The 22,472-nt window shown below is 68.2% G+C and carries 17 protein-coding genes and 3 rRNA genes; 4 read left to right on the forward strand and 16 right to left on the reverse strand.

The features are described from left to right. Nucleotides 1-28 precede the first annotated feature (28 nt). From ACSMXR_RS15570 to ACSMXR_RS15580, 3 genes are all read left to right on the forward strand, one after another. Nucleotides 29-976, forward strand: a complete 948-nt coding sequence (locus ACSMXR_RS15570; RefSeq protein WP_030088039.1) for an HAD family hydrolase — start codon at nucleotides 29-31, stop codon at nucleotides 974-976. 408 nt (nucleotides 977-1,384) lie between these two features. Beyond that, a complete protein-coding gene (locus ACSMXR_RS15575) occupies nucleotides 1,385-2,161 on the forward strand; it encodes an ECF subfamily RNA polymerase sigma factor, BldN family (RefSeq protein ID WP_003968333.1) in 777 nt (258 codons plus the stop codon). A gap of 210 nt (nucleotides 2,162-2,371) precedes the next feature. Next, the gene (locus ACSMXR_RS15580) at nucleotides 2,372-3,586 is read left to right on the forward strand and encodes a DUF5667 domain-containing protein (protein ID WP_364889561.1); all 1,215 of its coding nucleotides are present in this window, start codon (nucleotides 2,372-2,374) and stop codon (nucleotides 3,584-3,586) included. Between the two features lie 92 nt (nucleotides 3,587-3,678). Here ACSMXR_RS15580 and ACSMXR_RS15585 read toward each other — a convergent pair whose 3' ends face one another. The 16 genes from ACSMXR_RS15585 to ACSMXR_RS15660 all read right to left on the reverse strand — a co-directional run bounded on the left by ACSMXR_RS15585 (nucleotide 3,679) and on the right by ACSMXR_RS15660 (nucleotide 20,081). Beyond that, on the reverse strand, nucleotides 3,679-4,752 hold the full coding sequence (locus tag ACSMXR_RS15585; protein ID WP_473172142.1) for a lysophospholipid acyltransferase family protein: 1,074 nt from the start codon (nucleotides 4,750-4,752) through the stop codon (nucleotides 3,679-3,681). Between the two features lie 15 nt (nucleotides 4,753-4,767). After that, nucleotides 4,768-5,856 carry an NAD-dependent epimerase/dehydratase family protein gene (locus tag ACSMXR_RS15590; RefSeq protein WP_103509243.1) on the reverse strand — a complete coding sequence of 363 codons (1,089 nt, stop codon included), beginning with the start codon at nucleotides 5,854-5,856 and terminating at the stop codon, nucleotides 4,768-4,770. A gap of 149 nt (nucleotides 5,857-6,005) precedes the next feature. Then, on the reverse strand, nucleotides 6,006-6,104 hold the full coding sequence (locus ACSMXR_RS15595) for a 30S ribosomal protein bS22 (RefSeq protein ID WP_003948845.1): 99 nt from the start codon (nucleotides 6,102-6,104) through the stop codon (nucleotides 6,006-6,008). A gap of 132 nt (nucleotides 6,105-6,236) precedes the next feature. After that, nucleotides 6,237-6,449, reverse strand: a complete 213-nt coding sequence (locus tag ACSMXR_RS15600; RefSeq protein WP_003968329.1) for a helix-turn-helix domain-containing protein — start codon at nucleotides 6,447-6,449, stop codon at nucleotides 6,237-6,239. A 128-nt stretch (nucleotides 6,450-6,577) separates the two neighbouring features. Next, nucleotides 6,578-7,393 (reverse strand): phosphatase, encoded by an 816-nt coding sequence (locus tag ACSMXR_RS15605; protein ID WP_137234240.1) that lies wholly within the window; start codon nucleotides 7,391-7,393, stop codon nucleotides 6,578-6,580. Between the two features lie 106 nt (nucleotides 7,394-7,499). After that, nucleotides 7,500-8,669, reverse strand: a complete 1,170-nt coding sequence (locus ACSMXR_RS15610) for an acetoin utilization protein AcuC (protein ID WP_364889554.1) — start codon at nucleotides 8,667-8,669, stop codon at nucleotides 7,500-7,502. Continuing rightward, nucleotides 8,638-9,843 (reverse strand): MFS transporter, encoded by a 1,206-nt coding sequence (locus ACSMXR_RS15615; RefSeq protein WP_381795275.1) that lies wholly within the window; start codon nucleotides 9,841-9,843, stop codon nucleotides 8,638-8,640. The genes ACSMXR_RS15610 and ACSMXR_RS15615 overlap by 32 nt, the downstream gene beginning before the upstream one ends. A 56-nt stretch (nucleotides 9,844-9,899) precedes the next feature. Next, entirely contained in the window at nucleotides 9,900-10,544 is a 645-nt protein-coding gene (locus ACSMXR_RS15620; protein ID WP_030088025.1) for an HAD family hydrolase, read from the reverse strand. A 71-nt stretch (nucleotides 10,545-10,615) separates the two neighbouring features. Next, a 5S ribosomal RNA gene (gene rrf, locus ACSMXR_RS15625) occupies nucleotides 10,616-10,732 on the reverse strand. Between the two features lie 79 nt (nucleotides 10,733-10,811). After that, a 23S ribosomal RNA gene (locus ACSMXR_RS15630) occupies nucleotides 10,812-13,936 on the reverse strand. A 303-nt stretch (nucleotides 13,937-14,239) separates the two neighbouring features. Continuing rightward, nucleotides 14,240-15,765, reverse strand: a 16S ribosomal RNA gene (locus tag ACSMXR_RS15635). Together the 16S, 23S and 5S rRNA genes form the textbook arrangement of a ribosomal RNA operon. 685 nt (nucleotides 15,766-16,450) lie before the next feature. After that, the gene (gene proC / locus ACSMXR_RS15640; RefSeq protein WP_030087833.1) at nucleotides 16,451-17,260 is read right to left on the reverse strand and encodes a pyrroline-5-carboxylate reductase; all 810 of its coding nucleotides are present in this window, start codon (nucleotides 17,258-17,260) and stop codon (nucleotides 16,451-16,453) included. 60 nt (nucleotides 17,261-17,320) lie between these two features. Then, nucleotides 17,321-18,121: an ABC transporter permease gene (locus tag ACSMXR_RS15645; RefSeq protein ID WP_473172143.1), complete on the reverse strand. Its 801-nt coding sequence runs from the start codon at nucleotides 18,119-18,121 to the stop codon at nucleotides 17,321-17,323. Beyond that, nucleotides 18,118-18,948: an ABC transporter ATP-binding protein gene (locus ACSMXR_RS15650; RefSeq protein WP_473172144.1), complete on the reverse strand. Its 831-nt coding sequence runs from the start codon at nucleotides 18,946-18,948 to the stop codon at nucleotides 18,118-18,120. Before ACSMXR_RS15650 ends, ACSMXR_RS15645 begins: the two co-directional genes overlap by 4 nt. A 160-nt stretch (nucleotides 18,949-19,108) precedes the next feature. Continuing rightward, nucleotides 19,109-19,666, reverse strand: a complete 558-nt coding sequence (locus tag ACSMXR_RS15655; protein WP_473172145.1) for a hypothetical protein — start codon at nucleotides 19,664-19,666, stop codon at nucleotides 19,109-19,111. Between the two features lie 55 nt (nucleotides 19,667-19,721). After that, a complete protein-coding gene (locus ACSMXR_RS15660; protein ID WP_473172146.1) occupies nucleotides 19,722-20,081 on the reverse strand; it encodes an SH3 domain-containing protein in 360 nt (119 codons plus the stop codon). A gap of 132 nt (nucleotides 20,082-20,213) precedes the next feature. Between ACSMXR_RS15660 and ACSMXR_RS15665 the strand changes: the two genes are divergently transcribed. Further along, a complete protein-coding gene (locus tag ACSMXR_RS15665) occupies nucleotides 20,214-22,397 on the forward strand; it encodes a protein kinase domain-containing protein (RefSeq protein ID WP_473172388.1) in 2,184 nt (727 codons plus the stop codon). Nucleotides 22,398-22,472: the final 75 nt, after the last annotated feature.

The following is a 22,472-nucleotide window of genomic DNA, read 5'->3' on the forward strand; positions in this document are numbered from 1 at the left end:
GTACGGACGGACTGGCTATGCTCACCGCATGGCCGCTCTTGGATGGCTCACACCCCGTAGGCGTTCCGCTACCGCACGGAGCGTCCTGGCAGGCGAGGCCGCCGCCGAGGCCGCACGCAAGACCTCGGCCGCCGACGACGACTCCGCCCTCCTGACCGGAACCTCCGAAGAAGCTCCCGAGGAGCCCGCGTTCCCCGTCGCCGGGGACGACCGCGCCGCCGCCTTCTTCGACCTCGACAACACCGTGATGCAGGGCGCCGCGATCTTCCACTTCGGCCGCGGCCTCTACAAGCGGAAGTTCTTCGAACGCCGCGAACTCACCCGGTTCGCCTGGCAGCAGGCCTGGTTCCGGCTGGCCGGCGTCGAGGACCCCGAACACATGCAGGACGCCCGCGACAGCGCCCTGTCCATCGTCAAGGGCCACCGCGTCTCCGAGCTGATGTCCATCGGCGAGGAGATCTACGACGAGTACATGGCCGACCGCATCTGGCCCGGCACCCGCGCCCTGGCCCAGGCCCACCTGGACGCCGGACAGAAGGTCTGGCTGGTCACCGCCGCACCCGTGGAGACCGCCACCATCATCGCCCGCCGCCTCGGCCTGACCGGCGCGCTCGGCACCGTCGCCGAATCGGTCGACGGCGTCTACACCGGCCGGCTGGTCGGCGAACCCCTGCACGGCCCCGCCAAGGCCGAGGCCGTCCGCGCCCTGGCCGCCGCAGAAGGGCTGGACCTGGACCGCTGCGCCGCCTACAGCGACTCGCACAACGACATCCCGATGCTCTCGCTGGTCGGCCACCCGTACGCGATCAACCCGGACACCAAGCTCCGCAAGTACGCCCGCGCCCGCGACTGGCGGCTGCGCGACTACCGCACCGGCCGCAAGGCGGCCAAGGTCGGCATCCCGGCCGCCGCCGGGGTCGGCGCGCTCGCGGGCGGCACGGCCGCCGCCGTCGCCCTGCACCGCCGCCGCCGCTGACCCGCCCCCGTCTTCCGTACGCCCCACACCCCGCGCACTCCGCGCCCCGTGCCCGCCCGTCCGGTCACGGGGCGCAGCCACGCCCGGGCCCGGGCGCCCGATCGTGAGCCGCTCCGGCACTCCGGCCGACGCCCGCTCCGGCCTGCCGGATCGCCGTCGCGCGGCCACAACCCGTCGCCCCCGCAGACAGATCACGAAGTAATCCGATCAATAAACGGTCACCAAGTGCTACTTGATACGTCACTTAGCGATAACAGAAGCGACGGAACCGGTGATTTAGACAACTGGGTGTAGCGCTGCCTGCACGAAGCGTTATTCTCCTCAGACGCATCACGGAGACCGTCACTCGCTACCACGGGTGATGTTTTTCGAACTGCTCGTGATGGAAGCTCTGCCTCTGGGAGTCCCGTGTACCCACACGTCGGGGTTGACGCCTCGGGCCTGGCTACGCTGCGTGCATCGGTCATTGACCGCTTGCGCGGCTTCGTCCCCACCGCGTACGCCGTCCCCGCTTTTGCCACCCCTGCACCTGCCGGCCCTTGCTACGCCCTGGCCGAACGCAGTGCGGCGGTCGGAAGACGCGGCACCCGCGCCGCCTCGACCACCTCGACCGTCCGCCGTCCCACCGCCGACAGCGACAGCGCGCGCATGATGGATCTCGTCGAGCGCGCACAGGCCGGTGAGGCGGACGCCTTCGGCCGCCTGTACGACCAGTACAGCGACACCGTGTACCGGTACATCTACTACCGCGTGGGCGGCAAGGCGACCGCGGAGGACCTCACCAGTGAGACCTTCCTCCGCGCGCTGCGCCGTATCTCCACGTTCACCTGGCAGGGCCGCGACTTCGGCGCCTGGCTGGTCACCATCGCTCGCAATCTGGTCGCAGACCACTTCAAATCCAGTCGCTTCCGACTGGAAGTGACCACCGGCGAAATGCTCGACGCCAACGAGGTGGCGCGCAGCCCCGAGGACTCCGTCCTGGAGTCCCTCTCCAACGCCGCCCTGCTCCAGGCCGTGCGGCGGCTCAACCCCCAGCAGCAGGAGTGCGTCACCCTGCGGTTCCTCCAAGGCCTCTCGGTCGCCGAGACCGCCCGGGTGATGGGCAAGAACGAGGGCGCGATCAAGACCCTCCAGTACCGAGCCGTACGGACGCTCGCCCGGCTCCTGCCGGACGACGCCCGCTGACCGGACCGCTGCGTGACCGTCCCGTCACGCACTGGTCCGATCATCTTTCGTGCGTAACCCAAGTGCCGCGCGCCTCGTTGTGCCGGTTGCAGGCCCCCTGTCGTCACCCCCTGTCCGTCTCCGCTCACTCCATCGAGTGGAAACGCTCAAGGTGTGCAACTTCCGGACCGCCAGGGGAGTCGACCGTCATGACGAGAGGAGGTGCCGCCAGTGATCGCAAACGTTTCGGCACACCGGCGGGCGAACGCCTTCGCCCAGGCCCTGGAGGAGCAGACCCCCCAGGGTGCGGCGGCCGTACAGCCCGCGGAGCCGGCCGACCAGGCCGACCGCGGACCGCTGTTGGCCCTGGCGAACGGCCTCGGTGAGCTACCGAAGCCGCAGTTGGACCCCGAGGTCAAAGTGGTGCAGCGAGCGCAGCTCGTCGCGGCCATGGAGGCCATGTTCGCCGAGGGCGGCGCGTCCACGGGCCCTACGGTGCCCGTGCAACGGGGCAAGGGGGCCCACCGGGCCTCACCACTGCGGAAATTGCGCCCCCGCTCCCGCTGGGCGAAGGGTCTCACTGCCGGCGGGCTCACCGTCGGCGTGGCCGCGGGAGCCTTCGGCGGAGTGGCCGCCGCCAGCTCCGACGCCCTCCCCGGTGATTCGCTGTACGGGCTGAAGCGCGGGATGGAGGACATCAGCCTCGGCATGGCCAAGGGCGACGCCGACCGCGGCGAGGTCTATCTCGACCAGGCCTCCACCCGGCTCAGCGAGGCCCGCAGACTCATGGAGCGCGGCCGCTCCGGCGCACTCGACCACGAATCCCTCGGCGCCGTCAGACGCGCGCTCAACGGCATGTCCCACGACGCCTCCGAGGGCCACCGCCTGCTCCGCGCCGCCTATCAGCGCGACGGAGCGATCGGCCCCATCCAGACCCTGGACACCTTCTCCCGCTCGCACCGCGACACCTGGAGCAGCCTCCGCGACCGGCTGCCCGTCCAGCTCACCGACGTCCGCGACGAGGTCAGCTCGGTCTTCGACGCCATAGAGGAAGAGGTCGCACCGCTCCAGTCGCTCCTGCCCCGCCCCCCGGGCGAGGACAAGAACACCGGACGCGCCGACACCACCACCCCGGACACCGGTTCGCCCCGGACCGACGCCCCCGCATCCCCGGCCGCCCCCGAGCAGCCCGGAGACCGCACCGACGACAACAGCACCACCCCCAAGCCCTCCGGCTCCCCGGGCTCCGCCGACACCACCCCGGACGACGGGCTGCTCGGCGGCGGCACGGACGGTCTGCTGGACGACCTCCCGACGGACGGCCTCACCAAGCCCTCCCCCGAGAGCAAGCCCAGCGCACCGGCCGCCCCGGACGTCACCCTGCCCCCGCTCCTCCCCGGGCTCCTCCCGGGCCTCGGCATCGACGGCGAGAACCTCAGGCCGTAGCTCGGCAGCACACGGGTAAGGGGCCGGTACGCGATGGTGTACCGGCCCCTTACCCGTGCAACTGATCGAAGCGGGCCGGGCGAACGGTCGGATCAGAAGAAGACCGACCGCCGCTGCACCAGCAGCTTGTACAGCGTGTGCTGGATCTGCTCGCGCACCTGGTCCGTCAGGTTGAACATCAGCATCGGGTCCTCCGCCGCCTCCGGCGGATACCCGTCCGTCGGAATCGGCTCACCGAACTGGATCGTCCACTTCGTCGGCAGCGGCAGCGCGCCCAGCGGACCCAGCCACGGGAACGTCGGCGTGATCGGGAAGTACGGGAAGCCCAGCAGCCGGGCCAGCGTCTTCGCGTTGCCGATCATCGGGTAGATCTCCTCCGCGCCCACGATCGAGCACGGCACGATCGGCGCACCCGCGCGCAGCGCCGTCGACACGAACCCGCCCCGGCCGAAGCGCTGAAGCTTGTAGCGCTCGCCGAACGGCTTGCCGATGCCCTTGAAGCCCTCCGGCATCACCCCGACGATCTCGCCCATCTCCAGCAGCCGCTGTGCGTCCTCCGCACAGGCCAGCGTGTGACCGGCCTTGCGCGCCAGCTCGTTGACGACCGGGAGATGGAAGACCAGATCGGCGGCGAGCAGCCGCAGATGCCGCTCGGCCGGATGGTTGTCGTGCACCGCGACCTGGAGCATCAGCCCGTCCAGCGGCAGCGTCCCGGAGTGGTTGGCCACGATGAGCGCCCCGCCGTCCGACGGGATGTTCTCGATGCCCTTCACCTCGACCCGGAAATACTTGTCGGCCAGCGGGCGCAGCGCCGACATCAGGACCTGGTCGGTGAGCTCCTTGTCGTACCCGAACTCGTCGACGTCGTAGTCACCGGTGACCCGCCGCCGCAGGAACGCGAGCCCGCCCGCGATCCGCCGCTCCCAGCCGCCGCCCGCGGAACCCTCCGCGTCCACCGCATCGCCGCTGGGCTCCCGCACCACCTGCTCCGCCGCCACGGGCGGCTCGGGCATCTGCGCCCCCGGCAGGGCGCTCACCGGAGCCGCCGAGCCGTCACCGCGACCGCCGCCGGGGCCGCCCGCCCCGGTCCGGCGCCGCGCCGGACGCGATGTGCCACCGGACCGCGAACGGTCGTCGTCGAACGGAATGACCTTGGCGTCCGCCATCGTCGGTGCGCTCCTCTACCTGGCGCCGTGAGTCGTCTGTACCGCACCGGACCCGCGCTCCCGCGGCCCGGCGCCTCCCGGAAGCGGCAGCGCCGCCAGCCGGTCCACCACCCCGCCCACCGTCGCCGGCGGCAGCAGCCCCGGCCCCCGGCTCCGCGCGAACTCCGCGAACGTCTCCGCCGTGGTGAACTTCGGCCGGAAACCGAGGGTCTCGCGCATCTGCACGGTCGAGACCACCCTGCCATGGGTGAGCAGCCGGATCTGTTCCGGCGAGAAGTCGGTCATGCCGATCGTACGGAGCGCCGAGCCGACCCAGGTGACGGCGGGCAGCAGCACCGGCACGGTCGGCCTGCCCAGCCGCCGCGAGCACTGCGACAGCAGCAGCACCCCGTCACCGGCGATGTTGAACGTGCCGCTGTTCAGCGTCCCGCGCCGGGGCTCGTTCGCCGCGATCCCCAGGACGTCGATCACATCGTCCTCGTGCACGAACTGGAGCCGGGGGTCGTAGCCGAAGACGGTCGGCAGGACGGGCAGCGACAGATAGTCGGCGAGCGGCGAGTCCGGGTGCGGCCCCAGGATGTTGGCGAACCGCAGCACGCACACCGCCACGTCCGGCCGGCGGCGGGCGAAGCCCCGTACGTACCCCTCGACCTCCACCGCGTCCTTCGCGAAGCCGCCGCTGGGCAGCGACTTGGGCGGGGTGGTCTCGGTGAACACGGCGGGGTCGCGGGGCGCCGACCCGTACACGCTCGTACTGGACTTCACCACGAGCCGTCGTACCGTCGGCGACTTCTGGCAGGCGCCGAGCAGCTGCATGGTGCCGATGACGTTGGTCTCCTTGATCGCCGTCCGGCCGCCGGCGCCGAGCGCCTTGCCGGAGACGTCCAGATGGACCACCGTGTCGACGGCGTACTCGGCCAGGATCCGCGCTATGGCCGACTGCCGGATGTCGGCGCGGACGAACTCCGCGTCGCCCAGCTGATGCGCGGGCGCGACCGCGTCGACGGCGATCACCCGGTCCACCCCGGGCTCGCGCTGCACGCGCCGGACGAAGCGGCCTCCCAGCTGCCGGGCCACTCCGGTGACGAGCACGACCTTTCCCAAGACCCGGCTCCCCTGCTTCCCGCGGTAACTTCCCTGGCCGTCACCGTAGCGGGTGGACGCCGCCCTGTGATGACCCCAGGCCCCGAAACGCACCGCAGCCCTCCCGCCGGTAGGGCGGAAGGGCTGCGGATCTCACGAACTGCGTTCGCTTACTTCTTGTTGCGACGCTGAACGCGCGTGCGCTTGAGCAGCTTGCGGTGCTTCTTCTTGGCCATCCGCTTGCGCCGCTTCTTGATAACAGAGCCCACGACTACCCTCGCTTACTTCATCTTCACTGGTGCGGGGCGTCTGGGCCCACACGACCTACGTCGGCCTAGCCTACCCGCCACCGTCCGAGGGACGTAATCCGCAGGCAACCCCAGGCTGATCCCAGGCTGACGTCAGGCTGATTCCACCCCCACGAAGGACTCGCGGAGATACGCGTGAACCGCTTGCTCCGGCACCCGGAAGGACCTGCCCACCCGGATCGCCGGCAGATGACCGCTGTGCACCAAGCGGTACACGGTCATCTTCGACACTCGCATGACCGAGGCGACTTCCGCCACGGTCAGAAACTTGACCTCGTTGAGAGGCCTCTCGCTGCCAGCAGCCATGACCCACCTGTACCTTCCGCACCGGACGCGCACCGGCTTCCCCTCCGGTGACTCTTCGTCGTTGTGCGCTCACTCACCAGATTAGGGGCGGGTGGTGCGAGTGGGGAAGAGGAGGGGCGGCCGGCGGCCTACTGTGACAGACGGGCCCGATTGAGCACATAGCGCGTCAACGGCCGGTAAAACGGGGCCCGTACGCCGTCGTCGAGCGGAACCACGACGGACACCCGGCCCTCCGCCTCCCCCACGAACAGCGCCGGATCGTCCGTGTCCGCCGGCCCGATCGCCTCGATCCCCAGCTGACCTGCGCCGCAGACCCAGCCGTGATCCCCGATCACCAGCTCGGGCAGCACCCCGAGCCGCTCCGCCGCGTCCTGGAGCGCGAGCCGCACCGGAAGCGGCGAATGCGTGTGCGCGCCGGTCTCACCACCCGTGGGCCGCCCCCCTGGTTCGCGCACCAGCGCGACACCCCGTACGTAGTCGAGGTTGTACGTACGTACGCCAAACCGGGTCGTTATGTCGACACATCTCCCCTGCGCGGGGGTGAGAACAGGACAGCCCGCCGCCGACAGAGCGTCTGCCAGCCCGGCGTAGAAACCGAGCAGCCGGTGCGGATGACCGGTCCCCAGCAGCACCGGAGCCCGCCGCTCGGCCACCAGCGCCAACCGCTCGGCGAACGCGTCCAGCGCGGCCACCGTCCGGTCCGGGTCGATCGCGTCGGGCCCGCTCACATGCGCGGGATCCGCCGAGACCCCGCACCGGTCCGCCATCAGCCGCAGCAGCTCGCCCTCACCCCAGGCCCGCTCGGGCGCGAGCCCCAGCATCACCCGCGGATCCCGGGCGGCGAACAGCCGGTAGCTGCGCAGACTGTTCTCGCGCGGCGTGGCCACGGGCCCGGCCAGCCGGGCCGCCAGCAGATGGGCGCGTAACGCCCCGGTGCTCAACACCCCTGGGATGCTGCCGTATCGCGGAGCCCCGGCGGACCGGATTCCCGTTACGCCCCACCGTTGGCGTAACGCACGGCACAATGCCCGCGCACGCCCCGGCCGCACCTCAGGTCAGCAGCCCCCGCAGCGGGAACGCCGCCCGCCGGGACGCCAGCACCGCCTGGTCCAGCCGGTCGGCCGGATCGTAACCGTCCTCCCACGCCTTCCAGGACGGCGTACGCCCGTCGGTCATCCGGCCCGGCCCCAACTGCCGCGTACGGGCGTAGACGAGATCCCGCCAGGACGGCGGCACCACCGACTCCGGGTCGACGGGCGCGTGCGCCGCGATCCCGACGAGATGCGTCCACGACCGGGGCACCACGTCCACCACCGCGTATCCGCCGCCGCCGAGCGCCACCCAGCGCCCGTCGGCGTGGTCGTGCGCCAGCCGGTGACAGGACTCCATGACCGCCCGCTGCGCGTCCAGCGACACCGCGAGATGGGCGAGCGGGTCCTCGAAGTGGGTGTCGGCCCCGTGCTGGGTGACGAGCACCTGGGGCCGGAAGTCGGCCAGCAGCTCGGGCACCACCGCGTGGAACGCCCGCAGCCACCCCTCGTCCCCGGTCCCGGCCGGCAGCGCCACGTTCACCGCGGCCCCTTCGCCCGCCCCGGCCCCGGTCTCCTCCGGCCACCCGGTCTGCGGGAACAGCGTCCGCGGATGCTCGTGCAACGAGATCGTCAGCACGCGCGGGTCCTCCCAGAACGCGGCCTGCACCCCGTCGCCGTGGTGCACGTCCACATCGACGTACGCGACCCGCTCCGCGCCCAGCTCCAGCAGCCGGGCGATGGCGAGCGCCGGATCGTTGTAGACGCAGAACCCGGCGGCCGAACCGGGCATGGCGTGATGCAGCCCCCCGGTGAAGTTCACCGCGTGCTCGCTCTCGCCCCGCCACACGGCTTCGGCGGCGCCCACCGACAGCCCGGCGATCAGCGCGGACGCCTCGTGCATCCCGGCGAACGCCGGATCGTCCACGGTCCCGAGCCCGTAGTTCTGGTCGGCGGCCCGCGGATTCAGCGAGGCGGCCCGCACCGCCGCCACATAGTCCTCGCGGTGCACGAGCCGCAGGGTGGAGTCCCCGGCGGACTTCGCCGACCGCAGATCCACCGCCCCGTCGAGCCCGAACGCCCGCACGAGCCCCATCGTCAGGTCCAGCCGGACCGGATCCATGGGGTGGGTGTCCCCGAAGTCGTATCCCGTAACTGCGTCATCCCACATCAGCTGTGCGCGCCCGCTCATGCCCGCCACCGTATCGGGCGGGGTCCGGCCCGAACGCGCGGGCATACACGAGCGTCACCAGCACCAGACCCATCGGTACGAGCATGGCTCCCCGATAGCTCCACGCATCGCCCAGAGCGCCCACGAGCGGCGAACCGATCAGGAACCCCACATAGTTGAAGATATTCAGCCGGGCCACGGCCGCGTCGCTGTTCTCCGGGAACATCCGCCCGGCCGCCGCGAAGGTCTGCGGCACGATCACGCACAGCCCGAACCCGAGCATCGTGAACCCGAGCATCCCCACCCAGGCCCCCGGCGCCAGCGCCACCACCGCGAACCCGCCGGCCGCCAGCAGACTCCCGCCCCGCACCACGGCGACCGCCCCGAACCGCCGCACCCCGAGGTCCCCGACGGCCCGCCCCAGCAGGGTCGTCACCATGTAGACGTTGTACGGAACGGTCGCGAGCTGCTCGGAGCTGCCCAGCACGTCCTGGAGGTACTTGGCACTCCAGTTGGAGACGGTCGAGTCCCCGATGTACGCGAAGGTCATGACGAGGCACAACGGCAACAGCAGCTTGAACGACAGCCCCCCGCCAGCACCTCCACCACCGGAGCGCGCTTCCTCCTCCGGCGCCTTCCCCTCCGTGTACCACCGGCTCCCGGCCAGCGCGGCAGGCAACAGCACCACCACGACGGGCAGATAGGACACGAACAACGAGAGGTCCCACCGCGCCCCGACCCACGCCAGCGACGCCCCCGCGATCCCGCCGAGGCTGTACGCGGCGTGGAACCCGAGCATGATGCTGCGCCCGTACGCCCGTTGGAGGCTGACGCCCAGCATGTTCATGGAGGCGTCCAGCGCCCCGACGGCCAGCCCGAAAACGCCGAGCGCGACGGCGACGTGCCACATCTCCCGCCCGGCGCCCACCCCGAGCAGGGCGAGCAGGACGAGGGGCTGGGCCCACCGCAGGACGACACCGGGCCGCACCCGCGCAACCACCTTCTCGGTGGCCACACTGCCGGCCCCCGCCAGGATCGGGACAGCGGCGAGGAAGACGGGCAGCAGCCCGTCGGATATCCCGTACTGGTCCTGAATGGCGGGGATACGCGTCACCAGAAGGGCGAAGGCCACCCCTTGGACGCCGAAGCTCAACCCCAGGGAGGCCCTGCCGTACCGCAAGCCCGCTTCTGTCATGGCCGCGAGCGTAGAGCCAGGCGCTACCCGTGGGTAGACGGATCAGCCGAGCAGTTTCAGGCCAGCAGCTCGGGAAGCTGCGCCATGTCCGAGAAGTGCCCGGTCACTCCGGTGAGCCGGTCGGCGGGCATCATCGACGTGAACCCGTACACGTCCATCCCGGCCGCCCGCGCCGCCTCGACCCCGAGCGGACTGTCCTCGATGACGACGCACCGCTCCGGCGCGACGCCCATCCGCTCGGCGGCGTACAGAAACAGATCCGGCGCCGGCTTGCCCCGCCCGACATCCTCCGAGCTGAAGATCCACTCTTCCTCGAACCACTGGTCGATCCCCGTCTTGCGGTGTCCGACCCGGATCCGCTCGTGGCCCCCGGAGGAGGCGACGCAGTAGTCCACCCCGTCCGCGACGAGCTTCCCGAGCAGTTCCTCGGCCCCGTCCACCGCCACCAGCTCCTGCTGGAAAGCGGCGAACGTACGGGCGTTGAGCGTGGAGTCGAAGTCCTCGGGCAGCTTCTGCCCGGTCCTCTCCTCGACGAGATCGTGCACACGGTGCACGGCGGACCCCATGTAGTCGCGGAGCGACTCGTCGTACGTGGTGGGGTGACCGAGTTCGGTCAGGTAGCCGGAGAGGACGGTGTTGGCGAGCGGCTCACTGTCGACGAGCACACCATCGTTGTCGAAGATGACCAGTTCGTAGCGCATGGTTCGACCCTAGACGTTCAGAACGCAGAAAAGCCCCGTGCCACAAGGCACGGGGCTTTCCCGGAAAAATTGTTCGGCGGCGTCCTACTCTCCCACAGGGTCCCCCCTGCAGTACCATCGGCGCTGAAAGGCTTAGCTTCCGGGTTCGGAATGTAACCGGGCGTTTCCCTAACGCAATGACCACCGAAACACTATGAAATTAACCAACACCGGACATAAACACGGCTGTTCGTTATTTCAGAACTAACACAGTGGACGCGAGCAACTGAGGACAAGCCCTCGGCCTATTAGTACCAGTCAGCTCCACCCGTTACCGGGCTTCCACATCTGGCCTATCAACCCAGTCGTCTACTGGGAGCCTTAACCCCTCAAGAGGGTGGGAATACTCATCTCGAAGCAGGCTTCCCGCTTAGATGCTTTCAGCGGTTATCCTTTCCGAACGTAGCCAACCAGCCATGCCCTTGGCAGGACAACTGGCACACCAGAGGTTCGTCCGTCCCGGTCCTCTCGTACTAGGGACAGCCCTTCTCAATATTCCTACGCGCACAGCGGATAGGGACCGAACTGTCTCACGACGTTCTAAACCCAGCTCGCGTACCGCTTTAATGGGCGAACAGCCCAACCCTTGGGACCGACTCCAGCCCCAGGATGCGACGAGCCGACATCGAGGTGCCAAACCATCCCGTCGATATGGACTCTTGGGGAAGATCAGCCTGTTATCCCCGGGGTACCTTTTATCCGTTGAGCGACAGCGCTTCCACAAGCCACTGCCGGATCACTAGTCCCGACTTTCGTCCCTGCTCGACCCGTCGGTCTCACAGTCAAGCTCCCTTGTGCACTTACACTCAACACCTGATTACCAACCAGGCTGAGGGAACCTTTGGGCGCCTCCGTTACTCTTTAGGAGGCAACCGCCCCAGTTAAACTACCCATCAGACACTGTCCCTGATCCGGATCACGGACCCAGGTTAGACATCCAGCACGACCAGAGTGGTATTTCAACGACGACTCCACAACCACTGGCGTGGCCGCTTCAAAGTCTCCCACCTATCCTACACAAGCCGAACCGAACACCAATATCAAACTATAGTAAAGGTCCCGGGGTCTTTCCGTCCTGCTGCGCGAAACGAGCATCTTTACTCGTAGTGCAATTTCACCGGGCCTATGGTTGAGACAGTCGAGAAGTCGTTACGCCATTCGTGCAGGTCGGAACTTACCCGACAAGGAATTTCGCTACCTTAGGATGGTTATAGTTACCACCGCCGTTTACTGGCGCTTAAGTTCTCAGCTTCGCCAACCCGAAAGTCAGCTAACCGGTCCCCTTAACGTTCCAGCACCGGGCAGGCGTCAGTCCGTATACATCGCCTTACGGCTTCGCACGGACCTGTGTTTTTAGTAAACAGTCGCTTCTCGCTGGTCTCTGCGGCCACCCCCAGCTCAAGCAGCAAGTGCTATCACCAGTGATGGCCCCCCTTCTCCCGAAGTTACGGGGGCATTTTGCCGAGTTCCTTAACCATAGTTCACCCGAACGCCTCGGTATTCTCTACCTGACCACCTGAGTCGGTTTAGGGTACGGGCCGCCATGAAACTCGCTAGAGGCTTTTCTCGACAGCATAGGATCATCCACTTCACCACAATCGGCTCGGCATCAGGTCTCAGACTATGTGCACGACGGATTTACCTACCGTGCGTCCTACACCCTTACCCCGGGACAACCACCGCCCGGGCTGGACTACCTTCCTGCGTCACCCCATCGCTTACCTACTACAAGTCTGGTTCATCGGCTCCACCACTACCCTCAACTCCGAAGAGATCGGGCCGGCTTCACGGACTTAGCATCGCCTGATTCAGTACTGGGCGTTTCAAAGCGGGTACCGGAATATCAACCGGTTGTCCATCGACTACGCCTGTCGGCCTCGCCTTAGGTCCCGACTTACCCTGGGCAGATCAGCTTGACCCAGGAACCCTTAGTCAATCGGCGCACACGTTTCTCACGTGTGTATCGCTACTCATGCCTGCATTCTCACTCGTGAACCGTCCACAACTCGCTTCCGCGGCTGCTTCACCCGGCACACGACGCTCCCCTACCCATCCGTACTCCCGTTGGGGATATGTGTACGAATGACACGACTTCGGCGGTACGCTTGAGCCCCGCTACATTGTCGGCGCGGAATCACTTGACCAGTGAGCTATTACGCACTCTTTCAAGGGTGGCTGCTTCTAAGCCAACCTCCTGGTTGTCTCTGCGACTCCACATCCTTTCCCACTTAGCGTACGCTTAGGGGCCTTAGTCGATGCTCTGGGCTGTTTCCCTCTCGACCATGGAGCTTATCCCCCACAGTCTCACTGCCGCGCTCTCACTTACCGGCATTCGGAGTTTGGCTAAGGTCAGTAACCCGGTAGGGCCCATCGCCTATCCAGTGCTCTACCTCCGGCAAGAAACACACGACGCTGCACCTAAATGCATTTCGGGGAGAACCAGCTATCACGGAGTTTGATTGGCCTTTCACCCCTAACCACAGGTCATCCCCCAGGTTTTCAACCCTGGTGGGTTCGGTCCTCCACGAAGTCTTACCTCCGCTTCAACCTGCCCATGGCTAGATCACTCCGCTTCGGGTCTAGAGCGTGCAACTCAAACGCCCTATTCGGACTCGCTTTCGCTACGGCTTCCCCACACGGGTTAACCTCGCTACACACCGCTAACTCGCAGGCTCATTCTTCAAAAGGCACGCAGTCACGACTGACAGCACAAGTGCTGCCAGCGACGCTCCCACGGCTTGTAGGCACACGGTTTCAGGTACTATTTCACTCCGCTCCCGCGGTACTTTTCACCATTCCCTCACGGTACTATCCGCTATCGGTCACCAGGGAATATTTAGGCTTAGCGGGTGGTCCCGCCAGATTCACACGGGATTTCTCGGGCCCCGTGCTACTTGGGTGTCTCTCAAACGAGCCGTTAATGTTTCAGCTACGGGGGTCTTACCCTCTACGCCGGACCTTTCGCATGTCCTTCGCCTACATCAACGGTTTCTGACTCGTCTCACAGCCGGCAGACTATGAAAGAGAGATCCCACAACCCCGCATGCGCAACCCCTGCCGGGTATCACACGCATACGGTTTGGCCTCATCCAGTTTCGCTCGCCACTACTCCCGGAATCACGGTTGTTTTCTCTTCCTGAGGGTACTGAGATGTTTCACTTCCCCTCGTTCCCTCCACACTGCCTATGTGTTCAGCAGCGGGTGACAGCCCATGACGACTGCCGGGTTTCCCCATTCGGAAACCCCCGGATCAAAGCTTGGTTGACAGCTCCCCGGGGACTATCGTGGCCTCCCACGTCCTTCATCGGTTCCTGGTGCCAAGGCATCCACCGTGCGCCCTTAAAAACTTGGCCACAGATGCTCGCGTCCACTGTGCAGTTCTCAAACAACGACCAGCCACCCATCACCCCACCCACAACAGGCGAGTTCACTGGGACCGGATCAGAAGGACAGCCACAATCGGCCGCACCCTCAGATACCCAACAACGTGCCCGACACGATCAACCCGTTCCCGTTTTCCACGCCGAAGCAGTACTAACGAAACCGTGCTCACCGTGCCGAATAGTCAACGTTCCACCCATGAGCAACCAGCACCGAACATTCGCCGGTGTACTGGCCTCTGACCAAACCGAAGCCTGGTAAGAAGTGCTCCTTAGAAAGGAGGTGATCCAGCCGCACCTTCCGGTACGGCTACCTTGTTACGACTTCGTCCCAATCGCCAGTCCCACCTTCGACAGCTCCCTCCCACAAGGGGTTGGGCCACCGGCTTCGGGTGTTACCGACTTTCGTGACGTGACGGGCGGTGTGTACAAGGCCCGGGAACGTATTCACCGCAGCAATGCTGATCTGCGATTACTAGCAACTCCGACTTCATGGGGTCGAGTTGCAGACCCCAATCCGAACTGAGACCGGCTTTTTGAGATTCGCTCCGCCTCGCGGCATCGCAGCTCATTGTACCGGCCATTGTAGCACGTGTGCAGCCCAAGACATAAGGGGCATGATGACTTGACGTCGTCCCCACCTTCCTCCGAGTTGACCCCGGCAGTCTCCTGTGAGTCCCCATCACCCCGAAGGGCATGCTGGCAACACAGAACAAGGGTTGCGCTCGTTGCGGGACTTAACCCAACATCTCACGACACGAGCTGACGACAGCCATGCACCACCTGTATACCGACCACAAGGGGGGCACCATCTCTGATGCTTTCCGGTATATGTCAAGCCTTGGTAAGGTTCTTCGCGTTGCGTCGAATTAAGCCACATGCTCCGCTGCTTGTGCGGGCCCCCGTCAATTCCTTTGAGTTTTAGCCTTGCGGCCGTACTCCCCAGGCGGGGAACTTAATGCGTTAGCTGCGGCACCGACGACGTGGAATGTCGCCAACACCTAGTTCCCAACGTTTACGGCGTGGACTACCAGGGTATCTAATCCTGTTCGCTCCCCACGCTTTCGCTCCTCAGCGTCAGTAATGGCCCAGAGATCCGCCTTCGCCACCGGTGTTCCTCCTGATATCTGCGCATTTCACCGCTACACCAGGAATTCCGATCTCCCCTACCACACTCTAGCTAGCCCGTATCGAATGCAGACCCGGGGTTAAGCCCCGGGCTTTCACATCCGACGTGACAAGCCGCCTACGAGCTCTTTACGCCCAATAATTCCGGACAACGCTTGCGCCCTACGTATTACCGCGGCTGCTGGCACGTAGTTAGCCGGCGCTTCTTCTGCAGGTACCGTCACTTTCGCTTCTTCCCTGCTGAAAGAGGTTTACAACCCGAAGGCCGTCATCCCTCACGCGGCGTCGCTGCATCAGGCTTTCGCCCATTGTGCAATATTCCCCACTGCTGCCTCCCGTAGGAGTCTGGGCCGTGTCTCAGTCCCAGTGTGGCCGGTCGCCCTCTCAGGCCGGCTACCCGTCGTCGCCTTGGTAGGCCATTACCCCACCAACAAGCTGATAGGCCGCGGGCTCATCCTTCACCGCCGGAGCTTTTAACCCCATCCCATGCGGGACAGAGTGTTATCCGGTATTAGACCCCGTTTCCAGGGCTTGTCCCAGAGTGAAGGGCAGATTGCCCACGTGTTACTCACCCGTTCGCCACTAATCCACCCCGAAAGGCTTCATCGTTCGACTTGCATGTGTTAAGCACGCCGCCAGCGTTCGTCCTGAGCCAGGATCAAACTCTCCGTGAATGTTTACCCGTAATCGGGTGCACACATCACGAGAGCGGAACAACCGGTCGGAATAAGACCCGTTGTTCACAGCGTCCTCGCTGTGTTATTGCCTACCGCCACCCACAAGGAGCGGAACGGCAGGACTTTCAAAGGAACCACCAACCTGCCGAAGCAGGCCGGGGTATCAACATATCTGGCGTTGACTTTTGGCACGCTGTTGAGTTCTCAAGGAACGGACGCTTCCTTCGGTCCCGTTTCACCGGGGCCCTCCGGGCGCTTCCCTTCGTTCTTGCGTTTCCGACTCTATCAGACTCTTTCGTGTCCGATTCCCGGTCGAAGCGGGGTGCTTTCGAGGTTCTTCGCTTTCGCGTTTTCCCTTTCCGGCGAGTCCGACTCTATCAGATCCTTTCGGGCCTGATTCCCAGTCAGCGGGGCTTGTCTTCCCGGCTGTTGGGCCGTTCCGACGAGTGAGACTTTAGCGGAATCCTGCCCCCCGACGCTAATCGGGGTGCGTTCCTTCGAACGCGGATTCCTCATTTCGCGAGAGCGCACGAAAAAGCATGCGACACGAGGTCGCGTGTTCTGTCGTGGTTACTGCGGAATGGCTGTCCGGGGACCGACCGGGGTCGGCGCTCACGTCGGACAACTCGGAGCACACTACGGATCTGCCGGGGGCGTGTCAACCCCCGGCGGGAGCCGTGGGTCAGCCGTTGCCGGAGGCCAGTGCGCGGCTGCGGTCGCGGGCCGCTTCCAGGGCGGCGATGAGGGCCGCGCGTACTCCGTGGTTCTCCAGTTCGCGGATGGCGCTGATGGTCGTGCCGGCCGGGCTGGTGACGGCCTCGCGGAGCTTGACCGGGTGTTCGCCGCTGTCGCGGAGCATGACGGCGGCGCCGATCGCGGCCTGGACGATGAGGTCGTGGGCCTGGGCCCGGGGCAGGCCGAGCAGGATGCCCGCGTCGGTCATGGCCTCGACCAGGAAGTAGAAGTAGGCGGGGCCGGAGCCGGAGAGGGCGGTCGCCGCGTCCTGCTGGGACTCCGGTACGCGCAGGGTCTTGCCGACGCCGCCGAAGATCTCCTCGGCGGCGGCGAGGTGCGTACCGGTGGCGTGGCTGCCGGCCGAGATGACGGACATGCCCTCGTCGACGAGGACCGGGGTGTTGGGCATGACCCGCACGACCGGGGTGTCCGGGGTGAGCCGGTCCTCGATGAACGCGGTGGTGATGCCGGCCGCGGCGCTGATGACCAGACGGTCGGCGGTGACGTGCGGTGCGAGTTCGTCCAGGAGCTTGCCCATGTCCTGCGGCTTGACCGCGAGGATGAGGATGTCGGCGTTCTTGGCCGCCTCCGCGTTGGTGACGGACTCGACCCCGTACCGCGTGTGCAGTTCCTGGGCCCGGTCGCTGCGGCGGGTGGTCACCAGGAGGTCGGCCGGTCGCCAGCCCGCCCGGATCATCCCGCTGAGCAGGGCCTCGCCGATCTTGCCGGTGCCGAGGACTGCGACTGTCTGGGTCATGCGTTCACCCTCCGGGCGGTGCTGGGCTGTGCTCTTCCCGTCATCCTCGCATCGGGGTTCTCACGGCGTACGGCGGCGGAGGGTGATCGCGCCGAGGCAGAGGACCAGCAGGGCGCTTCCCGCGACGATCGCGATGTCGCGGACGAAGTCGCCGGTGATGTCGGTGTGGTGGAGGACCTGGTTCATGCCGTCGACGGCGTACGACATGGGCAGGACGTTCGAGATCGCCTCCAGGACGGGGTGCATCGCCTCGCGCGGGGTGAACAGGCCGCACAGCAGGAGCTGGGGGAAGATCACCGCCGGCATGAACTGGACCGCCTGGAACTCGGACGCGGCGAACGCGGAGACGAACAGGCCGAGCGCGGTGCCGAGCAGGGCGTCGAGCAGCGCGACCAGGAGCAGCAGCCAGGGTGAGCCGATGACGTCCAGGCCCAGCAGCCAGATGGAGGCGGCCGTCGCGAGCGCCGACTGGACGACCGCGGCGGCGCCGAAGGCCAGGGCGTAGCCGGCGATCAGGTCGCCCTTGCCGAGCGGGAGGGCGAGGAGGCGTTCCAGGGTGCCCGATGTGCGTTCGCGCAGGGTGGCGATCGAGGTCACCAGGAACATCGTGATCAGCGGGAAGATCCCGAGGAGCGAGGCCCCGATGGAGTCGAAGGTGTCGGGGCTGCCGTCGAAGACGTAACGGAGCAGGGTGATCAGCAGGACCGGGACGATCACCAGGAGCGCGATCGTGCGGGGGTCGTGGACCAGCTGGCGCAGGACGCGGCCCGCGGTGGCGGTCGTACGGGACGGGGTGAGCGGGCGGGCCGGGGCGGCTTCGCCCGTGGGGCGGGCCGGGGCGGTGGGAGCGGTGGCCGTCATCGGGACGCCTCCTCGGTGATGGGCGCGGCTTCGTCGACCAGGCGGAGGAACGCCTCCTCGACCGTGGCCGTGCCGGTGCTGCGGCGCAGGGCGTCGGGGGTGTCCTCGGCGAGGATGCGGCCGTCCCGCATCAGGAGGAGGCGGTGGCAGCGTTCGGCCTCGTCCATGACGTGGGAGGAGATGAGGAGGGCGGTGCCCCGGTCGGCGGCCAGGCGGTGGAAGAGGTCCCAGAGGTCGCGGCGGAGTACGGGGTCGAGCCCGACGGTCGGTTCGTCCAGGACCAGCAGGTCCGGGGTGCCGAGGAGGGCGACGGCCAGCGAGACGCGGCTGCGCTGGCCGCCGGAGAGCGCGCCCGCGAGGGCGTCGGCGTGGGTGGTCAGGTCGACGTCGCCGATGGCGCGGGTGACGGCGTCTCTTCGGGCGTCCCGGTGGGCGCGGCCGGGGTGCAGGACGGCGGCGAAGTAGTCGAGGTTCTGCCGGACGGTGAGGTCGGTGTAGACGGAGGGCGCCTGGGTGACGTAGCCGATGCGGGGGCGCAGGGCCGGGTCGCCCGCGGGGTGGCCCAGGACGTCGAGGGTGCCGGTGACCTTGTCCTGGGTGCCGACCACCGCCCGCATGAGGGTGGTCTTGCCGCAGCCGGAGGGGCCGAGGAGGCCGGTGATGCTGCCGGGGCGGACGGTGAAGTCGAGGGCGCGCAGGACGGTGCGGGCGCCTCGGACGACGGTGAGGGCGTGGGCCTTGATCGCCGGGGGTGGTGGCGGGTCCGGCGTCGGGTCCGGGGGGCCTTGGGGGGTGGTCGGCGCCGCCCCTCGCTCGTAATTCATCATGCGATGAATTCTTCGCCCGATGCCGCCGTTCGTCAAGAGGTGAGAAGAGGCGAAGAGGTGAGAAGAGGCGAAGAGGGCGGGCACACGACTGAGCCCGCCGACGGTGTCGGCGGGCTCGGAGTGCTGTGTGGAGCGAGGTGTCCGTGGGGCGGGCGGGTGCTCAGGTGCGCTTGGAGCGCTTGCGGCCGGATGTCTTGCGGGCCGCCGGGTTGCCGGTACGGGTCGAGCGCCGCTTCTCGAACTGGGTGCGGGCCTTCTCGTACTCGGTACGGCGCAGCTTCTCGCCCGGGGCCTCGGTGAGCGAGCGGACGAAGTAGGCGAGCAGCGAGCCGATGAACCCGATCGACTTCAGGCCGCGCAGGGCGTCCTCACGGGCCGGGTCCTTCGGGCGGGCGCCGAAGCCCTCCCAGGTCTTGCGGAACGCGATGGCACTGCAGATGGAGAACATCGCGATCACCAGTATCCCAACGAGGCTCCCGACCTCCGCGATCTCCAGCCCCTGGTAGGCGAAGCGCAGGATGAAGCAGGCGGCCACGGCGGCGGCCAGCGAGCCGACGGCGACGCCGGCGCGGCGGAGCCCGTAACCGCCGTCGTGGTCGACCCACGTCGTGCCGAAGAAACGGATCGGCTCGGGCTGCGGGCCCGGAGCCGTGGGGGCGCCGCCGGAGGGGGTTCCTCCGGCGGGCGGGGTGCCGGGGGCTGCGCTGTTCTCGCTCACGGGGTCGATTATCCGCCATGCCCCGTCGCCCCCGGCCCCGCTGCGCCGGGACCGGTCAGTCGCAGCGCGGTGCGATGTAGCCGTCGCGGCCGGTGTAGACGTACGCGTCCGAGACGAACTGGCCGTTGGCGATGTTGTCCCAGAGGTTCGACGTGCCGTACGGGCCGGTGACCCGCTCCCCCGGCTTCTGGCAGTAGATCGGGATCTTCTGTCCGTACGGCAGGGTCCGGACGATGCGGTAGCTGGTGCCCGGTCCGGTGCGGACGTTGACCCGGTAGCCCGGGGCGATCGGGTAGCGGGTGCCGCTCGCGGTGGTCTCCACCTCCGGCGCGGCCGCCGCCCCCTCCGCCGTGTCCTGGATGGGCACCGCGGTGGGTTCTGCGGTGTGCTCCGCGGTGTGCTCTTCAACGCCCATGTGGGCCTCCCCCGTTGAGAAACGCGTACGCCGTGCGCGTACGACGCGCAGGCTAGCAAGCCCCGTGCCTCTCGCACGCACCATCGACTAGGCTCCGTGCGTCGCATGCGCACGAACACACGGGGGTGGGCGATGCCGCCGCTGCGAGAGCCCGGAGCGCATCCGGAAGCGGAGTTTCCGCAGTACGCCGGCACCTACCGTCTTGAGGCCTGTCTCGGCTCGGGCGGCATGGGGGTCGTGCATCTGGCGCGCTCGGCCTCGGGGATGCAGCTCGCGGTGAAGGTGGTGCATGCGCCGTACGCGGCGGATCCCGAGTTCAGGGCGCGGTTCCGGCAGGAGGTGGCGGCCGCGCGGCGGGTCAGCGGGGCGTTCACCGCGCCGGTCGTCGACGCCGATCCGGAGGCCGGGCGGCCCTGGATGGCCACCCTCTACATCCCCGGGCCCACGCTCGCCGAGCAGGTGAAGCGGAACGGCCCGATGGCCCCCGCCGAGCTGCGCAGGCTGACCGCCGGTCTGGCCGAGGCGCTGCGGGACATCCATCGGGCGGGCGTGATCCACCGCGATCTGAAGCCGAGCAACGTCCTGCTGACCGACGGCGGCCCCAAGGTCATCGACTTCGGGATCTCCCGGCCGTACGACAGCGATCTGCGCACCGAGACGGGCAAGCTGATCGGCTCGCCGCCCTACATGGCTCCCGAGCAGTTCCAGCGGCCGCGCGAGGTCGGGCCGCCGGTCGACGTGTTCGCGCTGGGCGCCGTGATCGTCCACGCGGCGACGGGCCGGGGGCCGTTCGACTCGGACAGCCCGTACATCGTGGCGTACCAGGTGGTGCACGACCAGCCGGACCTCGGCGGGGTGCCGGAGGATCTCGCGCCGCTGGTCGCCCGGTGCCTGGCGAAGGACCCGGCCGACCGGCCGACGCCGGGCGAGGTGATGGAGGCGCTGCTGCCCCCGTCGTACGAGGCGGCCGCGTTCGTACCGGCGCAGCGGCGGCGGGCGGTGGTCGCGGCGGCGGTGCCGGCGGCGGAGCGGGACGGTTCGGAGGAGGACACGCATGTGCGCGCCGCGCCCGCGGTCCGGCGCCGGTGGCTGCCGCGCTCCCGGCTGGTCGTGGCGGCGGCGCTGCTTCTGCTGGTGGCGGGGGCGGGCGCGGGGGCGTACGCCGTGTGGGGCGGGGGCGAGGCGGGCGCGGGGCGCGCTGCGCCGGGGCGCGTCGGTGCCGAGGGCGGCGAGGGCGCCGGGGATGCCGGGGTCTTCGCTCCTTGGCGTACGGAGTTGCGGACGGCCGGGAGCGCCACGCCCGTCTGCTCCACCGCCGGGCCGGGTGGCGCGCTGTACTGCTCGGTGGCCGGGACCGGCACGGCCAGGATCGATCCGGCGGACGGGCGCGTGGTGTGGTCGGCCCGCTCGTCCTCGTCCGGGTCCGCCCACGCTCCGATCGTCTCGGGCGGGGTCGTGCTGGCCACCGGGCCGGACGGGAAGCTGCGCGCGTACGACCCGGTGAAGGGCACCGCCGTCCGGGACACCGCGCTGTCCGCGAGCCCCGGTGGCACGTTCCCGGCGGGCGACACGCTGCTGGCCGTGGCGGACGACGGCACGGTGACGGCGCTGGACGGTGCGAGCGGGGCGGTTCGCTGGAAGGGGCCGCTGGCGCGGCACACGCGGCCCGACTTCGCCCTGTACGACGCTGCGTCCGGGCTCGCCTACGCCTTCGAGAACGCGCCCTCCGGCACGTCGACCCTGGTCACCGCGGTGGACGTGGTGAGCGGCCGGGTGTCCTGGCAGCGGCGGCTGGACGGGGTGCTGACGCCGGTCGGCACGGCCGGCGCCGGGGAGCTGGTGCTGACGGCGATGGACGAGAACTCGGACACCGCCGAGCTGGTGCGGTACGCCCCCGGGAGCGGTGCGTCCGCCCGGGTCACGCTGCCGTTCACGCTGGACGGACCGCAGGTGGTGATGGCCGGGGACGTCGCGTATCTGCTGGCGCGGGGCGGGTCGCTGCTGGCCGTCGACACGGGGGCGGGCGGCGGGGCGGAGGCGGAGCTGTGGCGGCTGGAGACGGGGGTCGGGCGGGCTTCCGCGCCGGTGCTCGGGGAAGGCGGGCACCTGTACTTCTCGGCCGCGGACGGGCGGCTGCTGGCCGTCGACACGGGGCGGGGTGCGTTGGTGGGGCAGACCCGGGCGCGGCTGAGCGGCGGGAAGCTGGCGTACGCGTCCGACCTGCCCGCCCCGGTGGCGGCGGGGCGGACGGTCGTGGGGTCGGCGCCGGACGGGTCGGTGTTCGCGGTGGACGGGGCGGATCCGGGGGGTTGGTGAGGACCGGTCCACCCCCGGGGCTCCGCCCCGGACCCCGCTCCTCAATCGCCGGAGGGGCTGAAAAAGGGTCGCCCG

This window comes from Streptomyces sp. DSM 106670 (assembly GCF_055792845.1).